General features: G+C 68.9%; 11 protein-coding genes. 1 reads left to right on the forward strand and 10 read right to left on the reverse strand.

What is annotated here, in order from left to right:
- Positions 1-14: 14 nt before the first annotated feature.
- Together fdhF and AC1PPL_RS18970 are read right to left on the reverse strand one after the other, a co-directional pair.
- Complete coding sequence (gene fdhF / locus AC1PPL_RS18965; protein ID WP_479973932.1) at positions 15-2,906, reverse strand: formate dehydrogenase subunit alpha; 2,892 nt, start codon at positions 2,904-2,906, stop codon at positions 15-17.
- Entirely contained in the window at positions 2,903-4,888 is a 1,986-nt protein-coding gene (locus AC1PPL_RS18970; RefSeq protein ID WP_479973933.1) for an NADH-ubiquinone oxidoreductase-F iron-sulfur binding region domain-containing protein, read from the reverse strand. Before AC1PPL_RS18970 ends, fdhF begins: the two co-directional genes overlap by 4 nt.
- Positions 4,889-5,239: 351 nt before the next feature.
- Between AC1PPL_RS18970 and pstS the strand changes: the two genes are divergently transcribed.
- On the forward strand, positions 5,240-6,355 hold the full coding sequence (gene pstS, locus AC1PPL_RS18975) for a phosphate ABC transporter substrate-binding protein PstS (protein ID WP_479973934.1): 1,116 nt from the start codon (positions 5,240-5,242) through the stop codon (positions 6,353-6,355).
- A 21-nt stretch (positions 6,356-6,376) separates the two neighbouring features.
- On the opposite strand, the gene apbC is transcribed toward pstS, so the two are convergent.
- From apbC to AC1PPL_RS19015, 8 genes are all read right to left on the reverse strand, one after another.
- Positions 6,377-7,468 carry an iron-sulfur cluster carrier protein ApbC gene (gene apbC / locus AC1PPL_RS18980; protein WP_103737100.1) on the reverse strand — a complete coding sequence of 364 codons (1,092 nt, stop codon included), beginning with the start codon at positions 7,466-7,468 and terminating at the stop codon, positions 6,377-6,379.
- Positions 7,469-7,546: 78 nt separating this feature from the next.
- On the reverse strand, positions 7,547-8,617 hold the full coding sequence (locus tag AC1PPL_RS18985) for a tellurite resistance/C4-dicarboxylate transporter family protein (protein ID WP_479973935.1): 1,071 nt from the start codon (positions 8,615-8,617) through the stop codon (positions 7,547-7,549).
- Entirely contained in the window at positions 8,614-9,684 is a 1,071-nt protein-coding gene (selD, locus tag AC1PPL_RS18990) for a selenide, water dikinase SelD (RefSeq protein WP_479973936.1), read from the reverse strand. Before selD ends, AC1PPL_RS18985 begins: the two co-directional genes overlap by 4 nt.
- Positions 9,685-9,779: 95 nt before the next feature.
- Positions 9,780-10,571, reverse strand: a complete 792-nt coding sequence (locus tag AC1PPL_RS18995; RefSeq protein WP_479973937.1) for a DNA adenine methylase — start codon at positions 10,569-10,571, stop codon at positions 9,780-9,782.
- Positions 10,572-10,720: 149 nt separating this feature from the next.
- A complete protein-coding gene (locus AC1PPL_RS19000) occupies positions 10,721-10,942 on the reverse strand; it encodes a hypothetical protein (RefSeq protein WP_088888160.1) in 222 nt (73 codons plus the stop codon).
- Entirely contained in the window at positions 10,935-12,833 is a 1,899-nt protein-coding gene (locus tag AC1PPL_RS19005) for a hypothetical protein (protein WP_479973938.1), read from the reverse strand. Before AC1PPL_RS19005 ends, AC1PPL_RS19000 begins: the two co-directional genes overlap by 8 nt.
- 10 nt (positions 12,834-12,843) lie before the next feature.
- Positions 12,844-13,275, reverse strand: a complete 432-nt coding sequence (locus AC1PPL_RS19010; RefSeq protein WP_479973939.1) for a hypothetical protein — start codon at positions 13,273-13,275, stop codon at positions 12,844-12,846.
- The coding region (locus AC1PPL_RS19015; protein ID WP_479973940.1) for a hypothetical protein at positions 13,275-13,519 on the reverse strand (245 nt) is incomplete at its 5' end. The genes AC1PPL_RS19010 and AC1PPL_RS19015, both read right to left, overlap by 1 nt.

A 13,519-nucleotide genomic window follows, 5' to 3' on the forward strand; every position in this document is an offset into this window, starting at 1 on the left:
ACTGTACGCCGGAGTCAGCCGCCCTGCCCCTGCGGCGGCGCAATGCCCCGCACGACCACGGCGCAATACTTGAACTCGGGAATCTTCCCGAACGGGTCCAGCGCCGCATTGGTGAGCAGGTTGGCCGCCGCTTCCACATAGGCAAACGGCATGAACACCGCACCGCGCGGCGTGCCGTCGTCGCGGCGCACACGCACCTGCACGGCACCGCGGCGCGAGCGGATCGCCGCCCAGTCGCCCGGCGCCAGCCCTAGGCGCGCCAGTTCGTCGCCGTGCAGCGAGGCCGTGGCGTGCGGCTCGATGGCGTCCAGCACGGCCGATCGCCGCGTCATGCTGCCCGTGTGCCAGTGCTCCAGCTGGCGGCCTGTGATGAGCACCAGCGGATAGTCAGCATCGGGCCGCTCGTCGGCCGGGATGATGTCGGCCGGCACCAGCGTGACGCGGCCCGTGGGGGTGGGGAAGCGCTCGGTGAATACGATGGGCTGGCCCGGATCCTCGACCGAGAGGCAGGGGTAGGTCACGCTGGACTCGCGCTCCAGCCGGTCCCAACTGATACCGGCGATGGCGCCGGCCATGGCCTGGCGCATTTCCTCATAGACGGCAGCCACGCCAGCTTCTGCGCCCTCGTAGTCCCAGGCCAGGCCCATGCCCTTCGCTATCTGCTGCACGATCCACAGATCGGGCCGCGCGTCACCCGGTGGCGTGAGCGCGCGCCGGCCCAGCTGCACCATGCGGTCGGTGTTGCTCACGCTGCCGGTCTTCTCGGGCCAGGCGCTGGCGGGCAGCACCACGTCGGCCAGCCAGGCGGTTTCGGTCAGGAAGATGTCCTGCACCACGAGGTGCGACAGGCTCGCGAGCGCCTGGCGCGCATGGTTCAGGTCAGGGTCGCTCATGGCCGGGTTCTCGCCCATGATGTACATGCCGCGCACCTTGTGCGGGTCGGCCTCATCGGCCAGGGCCTTGTGCATGATCTCGACCACGGTGTAACCCGGCGCGTCGTCCAGCGGCAAGCCCCAGAACTGCTCGAACCACGCGCGCGCCTCGGCGTTGTCCACGCGCTGGTAGTTGGGGAACATCATCGGGATCAGGCCCGCATCGCTTGCGCCCTGCACGTTGTTCTGGCCGCGCAGCGGGTGCAGGCCCGTGCCGGGCCGGCCGATCTGCCCGGTGACGGTGGCGAGGGCAATCAGGCAGCGCACGTTGTCGGTGCCATGCACATGCTGGCTCACGCCCATGCCCCAGAGGACCATCGACGCCTTGGCCGTGGCGAACGCGCGCGCCACCTCGCGCAGCGTGTCCGCGGGAATGCCGCAGAGCGGCGCCATGGCCTCAGGGCTGTAGGCGCGCACGTTCTCTCGCAGGGCCTCGTAGTTGAGCGCACGGTCACGGATGAAGGCCTCGTCGGCCAGGCCCTCCTCGATCACCGTGTGGATCAGCGCGTTGAGCACGGCCACATCGGTGTCGGGCCGGAACTGCAGCACGCGCCAGGCGTGGCGCCCGATGTCGGTCACGCGCGGGTCGGCCAGCACGATCTTTGCACCCCGCCGGGCGGCATTCTTCATCCATGTGGCGGCCACGGGGTGGTTGGATGTGGGGTTGGAGCCGATCACCAGAATGACCTCGGCATGCGCCACGTCGCTCACCGGGTTGCTCACCGCGCCCGAGCCCACGCCCTCCAGCAGCGCCGCCACGCTGGAGGCGTGGCACAGGCGCGTGCAATGGTCCACGTTGTTGCTGCCAAAGCCGGTGCGCACCAGCTTCTGGAACAGGTAGGCCTCTTCGTTGCTGCCCTTGGCCGAGCCAAACCCCGCCAGCGCCTTGGGGCCGTGCGCATCGCGCAGCGCACGCAGTCCGCCTGCGGCGCGCTGCAGTGCCTCGTCCCAGGTCGCCTCGCGGAAGACCTCGCGCCAGTCCTCGGGCCTCACAGCGCCCTGCCAGTCCTTGGGAACGCCAGGTTTGCGCACCAGCGGCACCGTGAGGCGCTGCGGGTGGTGCGCGTAGTCAAAGCCGAAGCGCCCCTTCACGCACAGGCGGCCCCGGTTGGCCGGGCCGTCACGGCCGTCCACGCGCACGATTTTTTCGTCCTTCACGTGGTAGGTGACGAGGCAGCCCACGCCGCAGAACGGGCAGACCGAGTCCACCGTGCGGTCCACCTTCTGCGGGCCGATGTGGGTCTTGGGACTCAGCGCGCCCGTGGGGCAGGCCTGCACGCATTCGCCGCAGGCCACACAGGTGCTGGCGCCCATGGGGTCGTCCAGGTCGAAGACGATCTTGCTGTCGGCTCCGCGCAGTGCATAGCCGATCACGTCGTTGACCTGTTCCTCGCGGCAGGCGCGCACGCAGCGGTTGCACTGGATGCACGCGTCCAGGTGCACGGCCATGGCCGGGTGGCTCAGGTCGGGCGCGGGCTGCGCGCGGCGCAGCGCGGCCAGCGCGGGGCGCACGGCCACGCCCAGCGCATCGGCCCAGGCGCTCAACTCGCCATGCTGCCCCGGGGGCGTTGGTACTTGGTCAAATTTTGCTCCAGCGCTCTCCTGACAAGCGCTATCAGCTATTGTTTTTGCAGCGTCGTTCCACTTGTAGCCGGTCTCTGGCATGTCGGACAGCAGCAGTTCCAGCACCATCTGCTGGCTCTTGAGCGCGCGGGGGCTCTGGGCGTGCACGCGCATGCCGGGCGTGGGCGCGCGGCAGCAGCTGGGCGCCAGCGTGCGCTCGCCTTCGATCTCCACCACGCAGGCGCGGCAGTTACCGTCGGGCCGCAGGCCATCGGTGTGGCACAGGTGGGGGATCTGCACGCCGTGGCGGCGCGCGGCCTGCCACAGGGTTTCACCCGGAAGGGCCTGCAAGAGTTCGCCGTCGAGCTCGAACGGCACGGCGCCTGCGCCGGTGTGCGGTGCGGCGCTCATGGGCGATCCTCCGGCACTGCGGCGGGCGGGATGCGCTCGGTGCGCACGCCGCCACGCGGCAGCGGCAGGTCGCCGGGCCAGGGGCCCTCGCCCACCTCATGCGCAAAGTACTTGTGGATGCAGCGGATCGGGTTGGGTGCCGCCTGCCCCAGCCCGCAGATGGAGGCATCGGCCATCACCTGCGCCAGGTCGTCCAGCGTGTCCTCGTCCCACAGCGGCGCCTGCATGAGCTGCGCCGCCTTGGCCGTTCCCACGCGGCACGGCGTGCACTGGCCGCAGCTCTCGTGCGCAAAAAAACGCATCATGTTCAGGGCTGCATCGCGCGCGCGGTCGTGCTGGCTGAGCACGATCACGGCCGCCGATCCGATGAAGCAGCCGTGTGGCTGCAGCGTGTCGAAGTCCAGCGGCACATCGGCCAGCCGCGCCGGCAGGATGCCGCCCGACGCGCCACCGGGCAGGTAGGCATACAGCACGTGCCCGTCGGCCATGCCGCCGCAGTATTCATCCACCAGTTCACGCAGCGTGATGCCCGCGGGCGCCAGCTTCACGCCGGGTTCCTTCACACGCCCGCTCACGCTGAAGCTGCGCAGCCCCCTGCGTCCATGGCGGCCGAAGCTGGCAAACCACTGGGGGCCCTTTTCCACGATGTCGCGCACCCAGTACAGCGTCTCGAAGTTGTGCTCCAGCGTGGGCCGGCCGAACAACCCCACCTGGGCGATATAGGGCGGGCGCATGCGCGGCTCGCCGCGCTTGCCTTCGATGCTCTCGATCATCGCGGACTCCTCGCCGCAGATGTAGGCGCCTGCCCCGCGGCGCAGCTCGATGCGCGGCAAGGCGCACGGCGGGTCGGCCTGCAGTTCGGCAATCGCTGTCTGCAGGAGGGCGCGGCAGCCGTGGTATTCGTCGCGCAGGTAGATGTACACCTGCGCGGTGCCCACGACCTGTGCAGCCACCAGCACACCCTCCAGGAAGCGGTGCGGGTCGCGCTCCAGGTAAGTGCGGTCCTTGAACGTGCCGGGCTCACCCTCGTCGATGTTCACCGCCATGAGGGCCACGCCCCCACGCTCCCCCGCTTCGCGTGGTCCGCTGCCCGCCGAGGGGGCCGCTGCCCCGCTTGGGGCGGCCTGGCGCCCGGCAAGGGCCGCCTGCTCGCGCACGATGCGCCACTTGCGCCCCGCCGGAAAACCCGCACCGCCCAGGCCGCGCAGGCCTGAGTCCTCCATGGCCGCAAGCACGCCGTCGGCCGGCACGCGCCCCTGGCCCAGGCCGGCGGCCAACGCATAGCCGCCGCGCGCCCGATAGGCGGCCAATCCCACCCACGGCGGCGCGACCGCCTCCGGCCCGCGCGTGATGGCCGTTTGCGGCAGCGCTTCAAAAACAGGAGCTGTCGGCGCTTGAGGGTGCTGGGCCTGAGCCCGATTCGGCATCAAATCGACCCGCTCCAGCACCGCCCCCAGCGTGGCACGCGGCACCGGGCACTGGTGCACCACGGCCACAGGCGCCTGCTCACAGCGGCCCACGCACGGCGCGGCCTGCACACGCACGTCGCCATGGCCCGCGGCGCTCAGCCGCCCGGGCAGTTCGGCCAGCAACGCGTCGGCCCCGGCCATGCAGCAGGACAGCCCGTTGCACACGCGCAGCACCAGGCGCGGCGGCCCGTCGGCGTCGCGCAGCACCTCGAAGTGGTGGTAGAAGCTTGCCACCTCGTACACCTCGGCCATGGGCAGGTTCATCAGGCGCGCCAGCGCCACCAGGTGCCGCTCGTACAGCGCGCCGTGGCGATCGTTGATCAGGTGCAGGTGCTCGATAAGCCGGTCGCGCGCATAGCCCTCTGGCGGGCGCGCGCCGATCAGCGCCTGCACCTCGGTCAAGGCAGAGGCCTCGGGCTGGCGGCCCTTGAGGTGGGCCTTGCGGCGCAGGCGCTCGCGCAGATCGTCTGCCGTGGCCACGGGCACGGCGGTGAATTCGGGTCGGGAGATCATGGAATCGCGGGGAAAAGGAAGCGCAGGCAGTGTGCGCCGCGCCCCCCGCGGCGTCAATGCACGCCGTCCCACCGGGCAGGACTAAGGCCGGGCCCTGCTGTCCGGCACACCGCCCCGCGCTTGCCTGCGCGCACTTCGCTTGCCCTCGGCACCTTGGCTCCATACCGCTCCCGCGGCATGGCATCTCATCCAGCCGTCCTGCCTCCTTGCAAAGGCCGGTAAGATGCGCGCCCTTCAAAGCCGCGCTCCGCTCCTGGCTCCCGCCCAGCCCTGCAGCCCCCCCGCCGCCGCACCCCTGGATTGCGGCGCATGCGGGCCCTGCCGTACCACTCTTCCCGACGCTTTCTCGCTATGCAAACGACTATCCGATCGCGTATCGCGCTGATCGCCGCCCCCGTGCTGGTCAGCCTGGTCCTGGCCGCACCCGCACTGGCCCAAGACATCACCCTGCGTGGCGCGGGCGCTTCCTTTCCCGCCAAGGTGTATGCCCAGTGGGCCAGCCACTATGCGCAGGAGCGCGGCACCAAGGTCCAGTACGCAGCCGTCGGCTCTACCCAAGGCGTGCAGCAGATCAAGGCGCAGCAGGTCGACTTCGGCGCCACCGACATTCCCCTGTCGCAGCAGGAGCTGGCCCAGCATCACCTGATCCAGTTCCCCACGCTGGTGGGCGGTGTGGTGCCGGTCGTGAACCTGCCGGGCGTAGCCAGCGGGCGGCTGCGCCTGGACGCGCAGGTGCTGGCCGCCATCTTCGCCGCACGCATCGACCACTGGAACGACAAGGCGATTGCCGCGCTGAACCCTGAATTGAAGCTGCCCAACCTGCCGATCACGCGCGTCGTGCGGGCCGACGGCTCGGGCACCACGCAAGTGCTGCTCGCCTACCTGCGGCAGGCCGCGGCCGCGAACGACAGCGCCATCCCCCTCAAGGACGGACGTGCGAATTGGCCCGCCGGCGGCGCGATCCAGGCCGTGGAGGGTTCCAGCAAGATGGTGGCGGCGGTGCAGGCCACCGCCGGTGCCCTGGGCTACGTGTCATCGGACTATGTGGTGGGCGACGGTCCCGCCGCCGTCGCGCTGCGCAACCGGCGCGGCGAATGGGTGACTCCTTCGCTGGCGAGTTACCGCGCCGCCGTGCGCGGCGCCAACCTGTTTCGTGACGGCCTGAACGCGCCGCCGCTGGTGGACGTGGACACCCCAATGGCCTGGCCCATCGTGTCGGCCACCTACATCGTGATCAACAGCAAGCCCGCCGCGCCCGAGCGCACGGCACGCGCGCTCAACTTCTTCTATCGCTCGTTCCTGATGGGCGACCGCGCGGTGGCCGGCACCGGCTTTGCGCCACTGCCCGCCGAGACGCAGGCCCGCGTGGTGGCGCTGCTGAGCACGGTGCGCGCACCGGACGGCAAGCCGCTGCCCGTGATGGGCGGAGCAGAGGAAGGCGCGGGCGCGCGGCTCGCGCTGCGCTGAGCCGCACCGCGCCCTGACAGATCAGGTGTTCTTGCTGATCGAGATGGTGGGGAACTTGCTGGAGAAGTCCTTGGCCTGCTGCGCGATCTTCACGGCCACATCGCGCGCCACCTTCTTGTAGATCTGCGCGACCTCGCCGTCAGGGTCGGCCACCACGGTGGGCTTGCCGCTGTCGGCCTGCAGGCGGATGTGCATGTCCAGCGGCAGCGCGCCCAGGTAGTCCATGCCATAGTCGGCGGCCATCTTCTTGCCGCCGTCGGCGCCGAAGATGTGCTCCACATGGCCGCAGTTGCTGCACACGTGCACGGCCATGTTCTCCACGATGCCCAGGATGGGCACGCCCACCTTCTCGAACATCTTGATGCCCTTCTTGGCGTCCAGCAGCGCAATGTCCTGCGGCGTGGTGACGATCACCGCGCCGGTCATGGGCACGCGCTGGGAGAGCGTGAGCTGGATGTCGCCCGTACCCGGCGGCATGTCGATGATGAGGTAATCCAGGTCTTTCCAGTTGGTCTGGCGCAGCAGCTGCTCCAGCGCCTGCGTAGCCATGGGGCCGCGCCAGATCATGGCCTCGTCCTGGTCCACCAGGAAGCCGATGGACATGACCTGCACGCCGTAGTTCTCGAGCGGCTCCATGGTCTTGCCGTCCTCGCTCTCCGGGCGGCGGCTGATGCCCAGCATCATGGGCTGGCTGGGACCGTAGATGTCGGCATCCAGCACGCCCACGCGGGCGCCTTCAGCGGCCAGCGCCAGGGCCAGGTTGGCGGCCGTGGTGCTCTTGCCCACGCCGCCCTTGCCCGAGGCCACGGCGATGATGTTCTTCACCTGCGGCAGCAGCTGCACGCCCCGCTGCACCGCGTGCGCGATCACCTTGGTGTTGATGTTGACCGACACGTTCTCCACGCCCGCCACTGCCTTGGCAGCGGCGATGAACTGGCGGCGCAACTCGGGCACCAGGCTCTTGGCGGGGTAGCCCAGCTCCACGTCGAAGGCGACATCGCCGCCGTTGATCTGCACATTGCGCACCGCGCGCGTGCTCACGAAGTCCTTGCCCGTGTGCGGATCCTGGACGCCGGCGATCGCCGCCAACAATGCCTGTTCTGTGAGTGCCATGGTTGTGTGGTTTGCTGAAGAGAAAGCCGGAGTCTAGCCAAGCGGCCTTGGCACTGGCGCGCCTGTGCCTTTGTTTGCCTACAGCCCACGCAGCTGGCGCGCCACGCTGCGCAGCATGCCGATGAACGCCAGCAGCCAGGCCAGCAGCGCCACGGCAAAGAACAGCCGGGGCAGCGCATCCAGAAAGCCAAAGGCCATGGCCTGGTCCATCTGCCAGGTGCAGGCCGCGTACATGCCCAGCGGAAACACTGCGCCCCAGTACAGCGGGTCGTAGCGCAGCGGAAAGCGGCGCACGCCGTGGCGCCAGATGCCCAGCAGCACCAGCATGGGAATCCACCAGGTGCCCGCGGCCCAGTAGAACACCGTGAAGCCCTTGAGGAACGGCAGCAGCGACACTAGGAACGGCGCCTGTGGCGCGTTCAGGATCAGCAGCGAGCCGGCCAGCGTGGAAATGGCCATGGCCCCCATGTTGATCCAGTACGGCGGCGACAAGTCGCCCGGTGAGAAGGGAAAGAACAGGTAGCGGTAGAAGATCAGCGCCATCATCCAGATGTAGAGCATGCCGCCCCACAGCCACATGGACAGCGCCAGGAGGTTGAGTTCCAGCCGCAGCGGCTGGCCGATGCGCGCGGCCAGCAGGGCGCTGGACACGGCCAGCGCCTGCGTGGACACCACGGCCAGCAGCCAGGCACCGCTGATGCCCCGGTCCAGCGGGGGCTTGTCCCGGCGGATGGTGAAGGCCGTGAAGATGGTGTAGGTCAACACCAGCCACAGCAGCGCCGCCAGCGCCCATAGCGCGAAGCCCAGCGGCACATGGCCCAGCAGCACGATGCACTGGCTGGCCAGGATGCCCGTGGCCGCCACCATGGTGAAGTAGCCGGTCCCGCGCGCGTGGTCCACCATGTCGCCAAAGAAACGCCGGGGATAGCGCCAGGCCCGCAGTACATACAAGGCCCACAGCACCACGTACTGCACGGCATTCAGGGCCAGCAACGCGCGCGCCAGCAGGGGATGGCCCAGCATGTCCGCAGCCAGTGAAACGATGCCTGTGGCCATGACCAGGCCAAAGTAGGCAGGCGACAGCTCGCGCAATCCCCCCTGCCCCGCCGGAGTAGCCAGCTGCGGCGGCGACCCCGGCGGCGTGTTCAACGCAGCTCCAGCCGTGCCGGCCCCGCCTGCACGCTGCCGATCACCGCCGCCTGCGCGAAGCCCTCGCGCGCGAACACCGCGAGCACGTCCTGCACGCTGTCCGGCGCGCAGGCCACCAGCAGCCCGCCCGAGGTCTGCGGGTCCGTCACCAGCGCCTGTGCGGTGGCCGGCAGGCCGGCGCCCAGCGCCACGCCCTCGCCATAGCCGGCCCAGTTGCGGCCGCTGGCACCGGTCACGAAGCCCGCCGCGGCCAGGTCCGCCACGCCGGGCAGCAGCGGCACGCGCGCCCAGTCGATCTGCACCGTGACGCCCGCGCCGCGCGCCACCTCCAGCGCATGGCCGGCCAGGCCGAAGCCCGTCACGTCGGTGATGGCGTGCACGCCGGGCAGCTCGGCCAGCAGCGGGCCGGGGGTGTTGAGGCGCGTGGTGGCGGCAATCATCTCGCGGTAGTGGGCGTCGGCCAGTTGCTCCTTCTTCAGCGCGGCCGAATACACGCCCACGCCCAGCGGTTTGCCCAGCACCAGCACGTCGCCCGGCTGGGCGCCGGCGTTGCGGCGCACCCGGTCCGGGTGCACCAGGCCCATGGCTACCAGGCCGTAGATGGGCTCGACCGAGTCGATGGTGTGGCCGCCCGCGATCGGGATGCCCGCCGCGCGGCACACGTCCTGCCCGCCGCGCACGATGGCGCCGATCACGTCCAGCGGCAGCGTGTTCACCGGCATGGCCACCAGCGCCAGCGCCATGATGGGCTTGCCGCCCATGGCGTACACGTCGGACAGCGCGTTGGTGGCAGCGATGCGGCCGAACTCGTATGGGTCGTCCACGATGGGCATGAAGAAGTCCGTGGTAGCCACCAGCGCCTGGCTCTCGTTCAGGCGGTACACGGCCGCGTCGTCCGAGGTCTCGATGCCCACCATCAACTCGGGCGGCATGACGGCGCCCGCGCCGCTTTGCTGCAGGATCTGCGACAGCACGCCCGGCGCGATCTTGCAGCCGCAGCCGCCGCCATGCGACAGCGAGGTCAGGCGCGGATGGGAAGGGGCGGCGGTGGGGGCGGAAGCATTCATGGCAAACAGGGTGAAGCGCGCCGCGATATTTGAAGCCGCAGCGCTGAGATAAATTGCCGTCAGTTTACTTTCGCGTCAGGAAAGTAAATTGCGCGTCAGAACAAGCCGGCTGGTTCCGCTTGGCGATCCCAGTTGTAGATCACCAGCTCTCCTCGCTCGACCCTGTTTGCACCGCCGCCCACGGTGTAGTCCAGCTTGAGCGACTCCATGTCGAAGCCTGCGAAACACTCGCGGATGGCCGGGTGGTCGTTGATGCTCACTACAGCCTTGCCCTTGATCGCCCTGAGCTTCGCAGCCATGGCCACGTACTGTTCCCAGGGGAACGGGACGCCATAGCCCTCGGTCTCCCAGTACGGCGGGTCGAGATAGAACAGTGTGTGGGCTCGGTCGTAGCGATCGATGCACGCGGCCCAGTCGAGCTGCTCGATGTAAACGCCACTCGCCAGGCGCAAATGCGCGGCCGAGAGGTTCTCCTCGATACGCAACAGATTGATCGCCGGGGCTGTGGTCGCCGTGCCCCAGGTCTGCCCGGCTACCTTGCCGCCGAAGGATTGCTGTTGAAGGTAGAAGAAGCGCGCCGCGCGCTGCACGTCGGTCAACGTCTCAGGACGGGTTTCCTGTAGCCACTTGAACACCAACCTGCTCGTCAGTGCCCATTTGAACTGCCGCACGAATTCTTCGAGATGATGGGTGACGACTCGGTACAGATTGACCAGGTCGCCATTGACATCGTTGAGTACCTCGACGGGCGCCGGGTTGCGCGCGAAGAACACCGCCGCACCGCCGGCGAACACCTCGCAGTAGCACTCGTGGGACGGAAACCTGCTGAGCAGCAGGTCCACTAGGCGGCGTTTGCCGCCGATCCACGGGACGATTGGATTCGCCATTATTTGCAAGCCTCTTTTCTGTGGTGAAACATCTGTTAGGCTTCACCCGCTCTCGCGAGAGTGGCGGGTCTTCGCCTGGCTTGCAGCTCATACCTGCAGGTTAGGGTCCTGGCTTGGTGTTCCCGCACCTTGCCAGGTCGCCCGTTTTTTTAGATCACGTCCACAAACACGGGCAGATTGGGAGCCGGCCCCTGGATCACCCCGTCTTGCACGAACACCTTGCCGCCCACCGTGGCCTCGCCACGCGCGCGGATCTGGCCCGCGCCGGGCAGATTGATAGTGGCCACGCCATCCGCATAGGCCACCACCTCCCCGATCTGCACCCGGCCAGGTGCGAGCAGTTCCTTGAGTTGCTGGTACAGGTTAGGCATGGCTGTCGATCTCCAGCGACTGTGTGAGCACAGGGAACTGCTGGGTGATTGCCGTGGAGCGAACGATGCCCAGGCGCAGCGCCTGCGCGTCATCCACATATCGCAGTACCGTCCCCGGCTTGATCACGCCCGTGGTGGGCAACACTGGCAGCGTCATCTTGTGCTTGAGCATCCGCCCCGACTCGGCCAACTCGGCCGTTGCGCGCTGCTTGGCGGCGGCAAGTTCGGTGATCAGCGGATGCACGGCCATGGGCTGCTTGAGCATCGTGCCGGGCATGCCAGAGCGCGTCAGGTCCGCCTGAATGCCGCCTGCCTCTCCCCCCACGAAGATGCGGTCGTAGCCAGGCAGATCGACCACCTCGGTCTCGTCCACCTCAGCAGTGCCCTCGGGTAGCTCTATGCCCGGTGCCAGGGTGTCCCACCGCCACCAGGGCTCGGGCCATGCCGGCAGTACGCGCAGTACGGGGGCCGTGTCATGGGGCTGCAGATAGGCGCCCACGCTGCCCGCGATGTCCGCCAGCGCGCTGATCCATGTGCCCTGGTGCATCCAGATCCCACCCGGTACCAGCCAATCCGTGATCTGCCAGTCCACCGACCAGCCGAAACCTACGCCATTGACCGTTAGGACCTCGGTCATCAGCTGCTGCGCCGTGCGGTCCATGGCCTGGCTGAAGGTCTGCACTGACGCGTGGGGTGCATCCAGCACCGCAGCTAAGCCCCGCCCCGAGGCGGTGATCATGTGCTCGGGGAAGCGCTTGCTGCGGCCGATGCGTTCGGCCTGGAGACGAAACGGTTGCCCATTAACGCGCACCTCCAGCTCCACGGGCTGACCACCCGGGCCAGGAGCGACCGCATCGCGTGCCGATGCGTGAAAACTCGCTGAGAACGTCCATGTCCAGCTTTGCCGGTCCAGCTGCATCTGGAATGTCTCGGATGGCAACGGGTCGCCCGCCAGGTCATCCGCGCGGCGGACCTCGATGGAATTGATCACGATGTAACTCCTGCTCGCTGGAACGACGATGGATGCTGGTGGCAGCGGTGGCCCCGCCCGGCGGCACACGAAGACCAGCCGCCCATCGCCCGTGTACGGCGTGTCGAACACCAGCAGGCCCAGGCGCGCGGGGTCGTAGCACGGGGGGCGCGGCTCAGGCGGCTTGGGCAGCTGGGAAACGCCAGAGCGCGGGCGCCAGGCCTCTTGCCAGTGCGCGCGCATCGGCAGGCGCACGGGCAGACCATCTCCGTAGCTGGTGAGCAGGTGGGCATGGCGCTGCTGGCCTTGCTGCCAGCGCGAAGTGACAGCCGCGCGCAGGCGCAGCATCTCTTGCCAGTGGCTGCGCACAGCTGCGCGGTGCAGCTCACCGTGCTGCCATCTGGTGAGCGCTGCGGCGCGCAGGCGCTCGGCCTCTTGCCACAGCAGATCCACACCGGCGCGGCGCAGCTCACCTTGCTGCCAGCGCGTGGCCACGGCTGTGCGCTGGCGCTCGGCATCTTGCCAGTGGCCGCGCACCGCACCGCGCTGGGTGTTCGCCTGCTGCCACCGGGCCTGCGTGCCCAGGTGCAACGGCTGTGCCTGCTGCCATGCGGCGCCCAGGCCGGCGGCCAGGGTGCGGGCGGGCTGCCAGTGGCTGCGCAGCTCGTGCCGCAGGCCGCCGCGGCTGACGTTGGCATCCCACAGCAGCTGCACATCGGCCGCACCCTCGCCCGCAAATCCCGCATCGACAGCCAGCGGCCTGCCGTATGCAAGGCGGACATTCGCAGCGGCATCGCCGGCGAACCCCGCATCAATGGCAAGGTTGGCGTCCGGGACGATGCTGCCCGCATGGGTGTCGCCCAGTACCAGCTTGGCCGACCCGCTGGCGGGGCGCAGAAAAACGAGCTTGCCGTCTGCCACATGCGCCCCTCTACCCGATCAGGCCCGTGTTGAGCAGCACCAAGCCACCCTCGTACAACAACGTGCCTGTGGTGCCTTGCAGCACCCAGGGGCCCACGTCACCCGTGGGCGTGAGGCCGCCAGCTCCGTCGCTGACGTTGCCATCCTCATCGGTGACAAGGCCAGTGGCCATCACCGTGCCGTCGCCCGCATGCCACTCGCCCCAGGTCGCAACTCCAGTCGCCGCCACCACGTCGTTGACGGCGCCGATCGCAAGCTGGATGCGCCCATCCGTCGGGCGCACGGTGCCGCTGGGTTTGTCCAGCTGGCGCACAGCCAGCAGCGTGCCGCCCTGGGCGGTGTAGAGCTTGATGGCGCTGTTGCCGGTGCCGGCATCTGCCTGGGCGATGCTGCCAGCATTGCGGGCGGCGCGGGCGTCTTTGGTGAGTGTCAGGTCACGCATCAGCCAGCCCTCACCGCAATGACAGGCCCGGCGGCATCGCACTCATGAGTGCCACTCAGGTCGATCGCCACGGGGTAGTACGCCACTCCTACCTCCAGACCGCTCGGCCAGTAGTAGCCCGAGGCGTCTGAGATACCCTCCCAGGCGCAGTAGCCGTCCAACAGTCGGTGCAGGCGCACACGCGCACCGGCAAAAGGCACCTCGGGCGTGGTGGGATCCGGCTTGAGCATGACCCGGTTGTTGA

The sequence above is a fragment of the Diaphorobacter sp. B2A2W2 genome, assembly GCF_056730635.1.

What these genes read in the sequence shown, in the direction of transcription:
- AC1PPL_RS19000 (WP_088888160.1), bottom strand. Translation starts at nt 10,942, where the DNA reads ATGCCTAACCTGTACCAGCAACTCAAGGAACTGCTCGCACCTGGCCGG.
- AC1PPL_RS18995 (WP_479973937.1), bottom strand. Translation starts at nt 10,571, where the DNA reads ATGGCGAATCCAATCGTCCCGTGGATCGGCGGCAAACGCCGCCTAGTG.
- AC1PPL_RS18970 (WP_479973933.1), bottom strand. Translation starts at nt 4,888, where the DNA reads ATGATCTCCCGACCCGAATTCACCGCCGTGCCCGTGGCCACGGCAGAC.
- pstS (WP_479973934.1), top strand. Translation starts at nt 5,240, where the DNA reads ATGCAAACGACTATCCGATCGCGTATCGCGCTGATCGCCGCCCCCGTG.
- AC1PPL_RS19010 (WP_479973939.1), bottom strand. Translation starts at nt 13,275, where the DNA reads ATGCGTGACCTGACACTCACCAAAGACGCCCGCGCCGCCCGCAATGCT.
- selD (WP_479973936.1), bottom strand. Translation starts at nt 9,684, where the DNA reads ATGAATGCTTCCGCCCCCACCGCCGCCCCTTCCCATCCGCGCCTGACC.
- fdhF (WP_479973932.1), bottom strand. Translation starts at nt 2,906, where the DNA reads ATGAGCGCCGCACCGCACACCGGCGCAGGCGCCGTGCCGTTCGAGCTC.
- apbC (WP_103737100.1), bottom strand. Translation starts at nt 7,468, where the DNA reads ATGGCACTCACAGAACAGGCATTGTTGGCGGCGATCGCCGGCGTCCAG.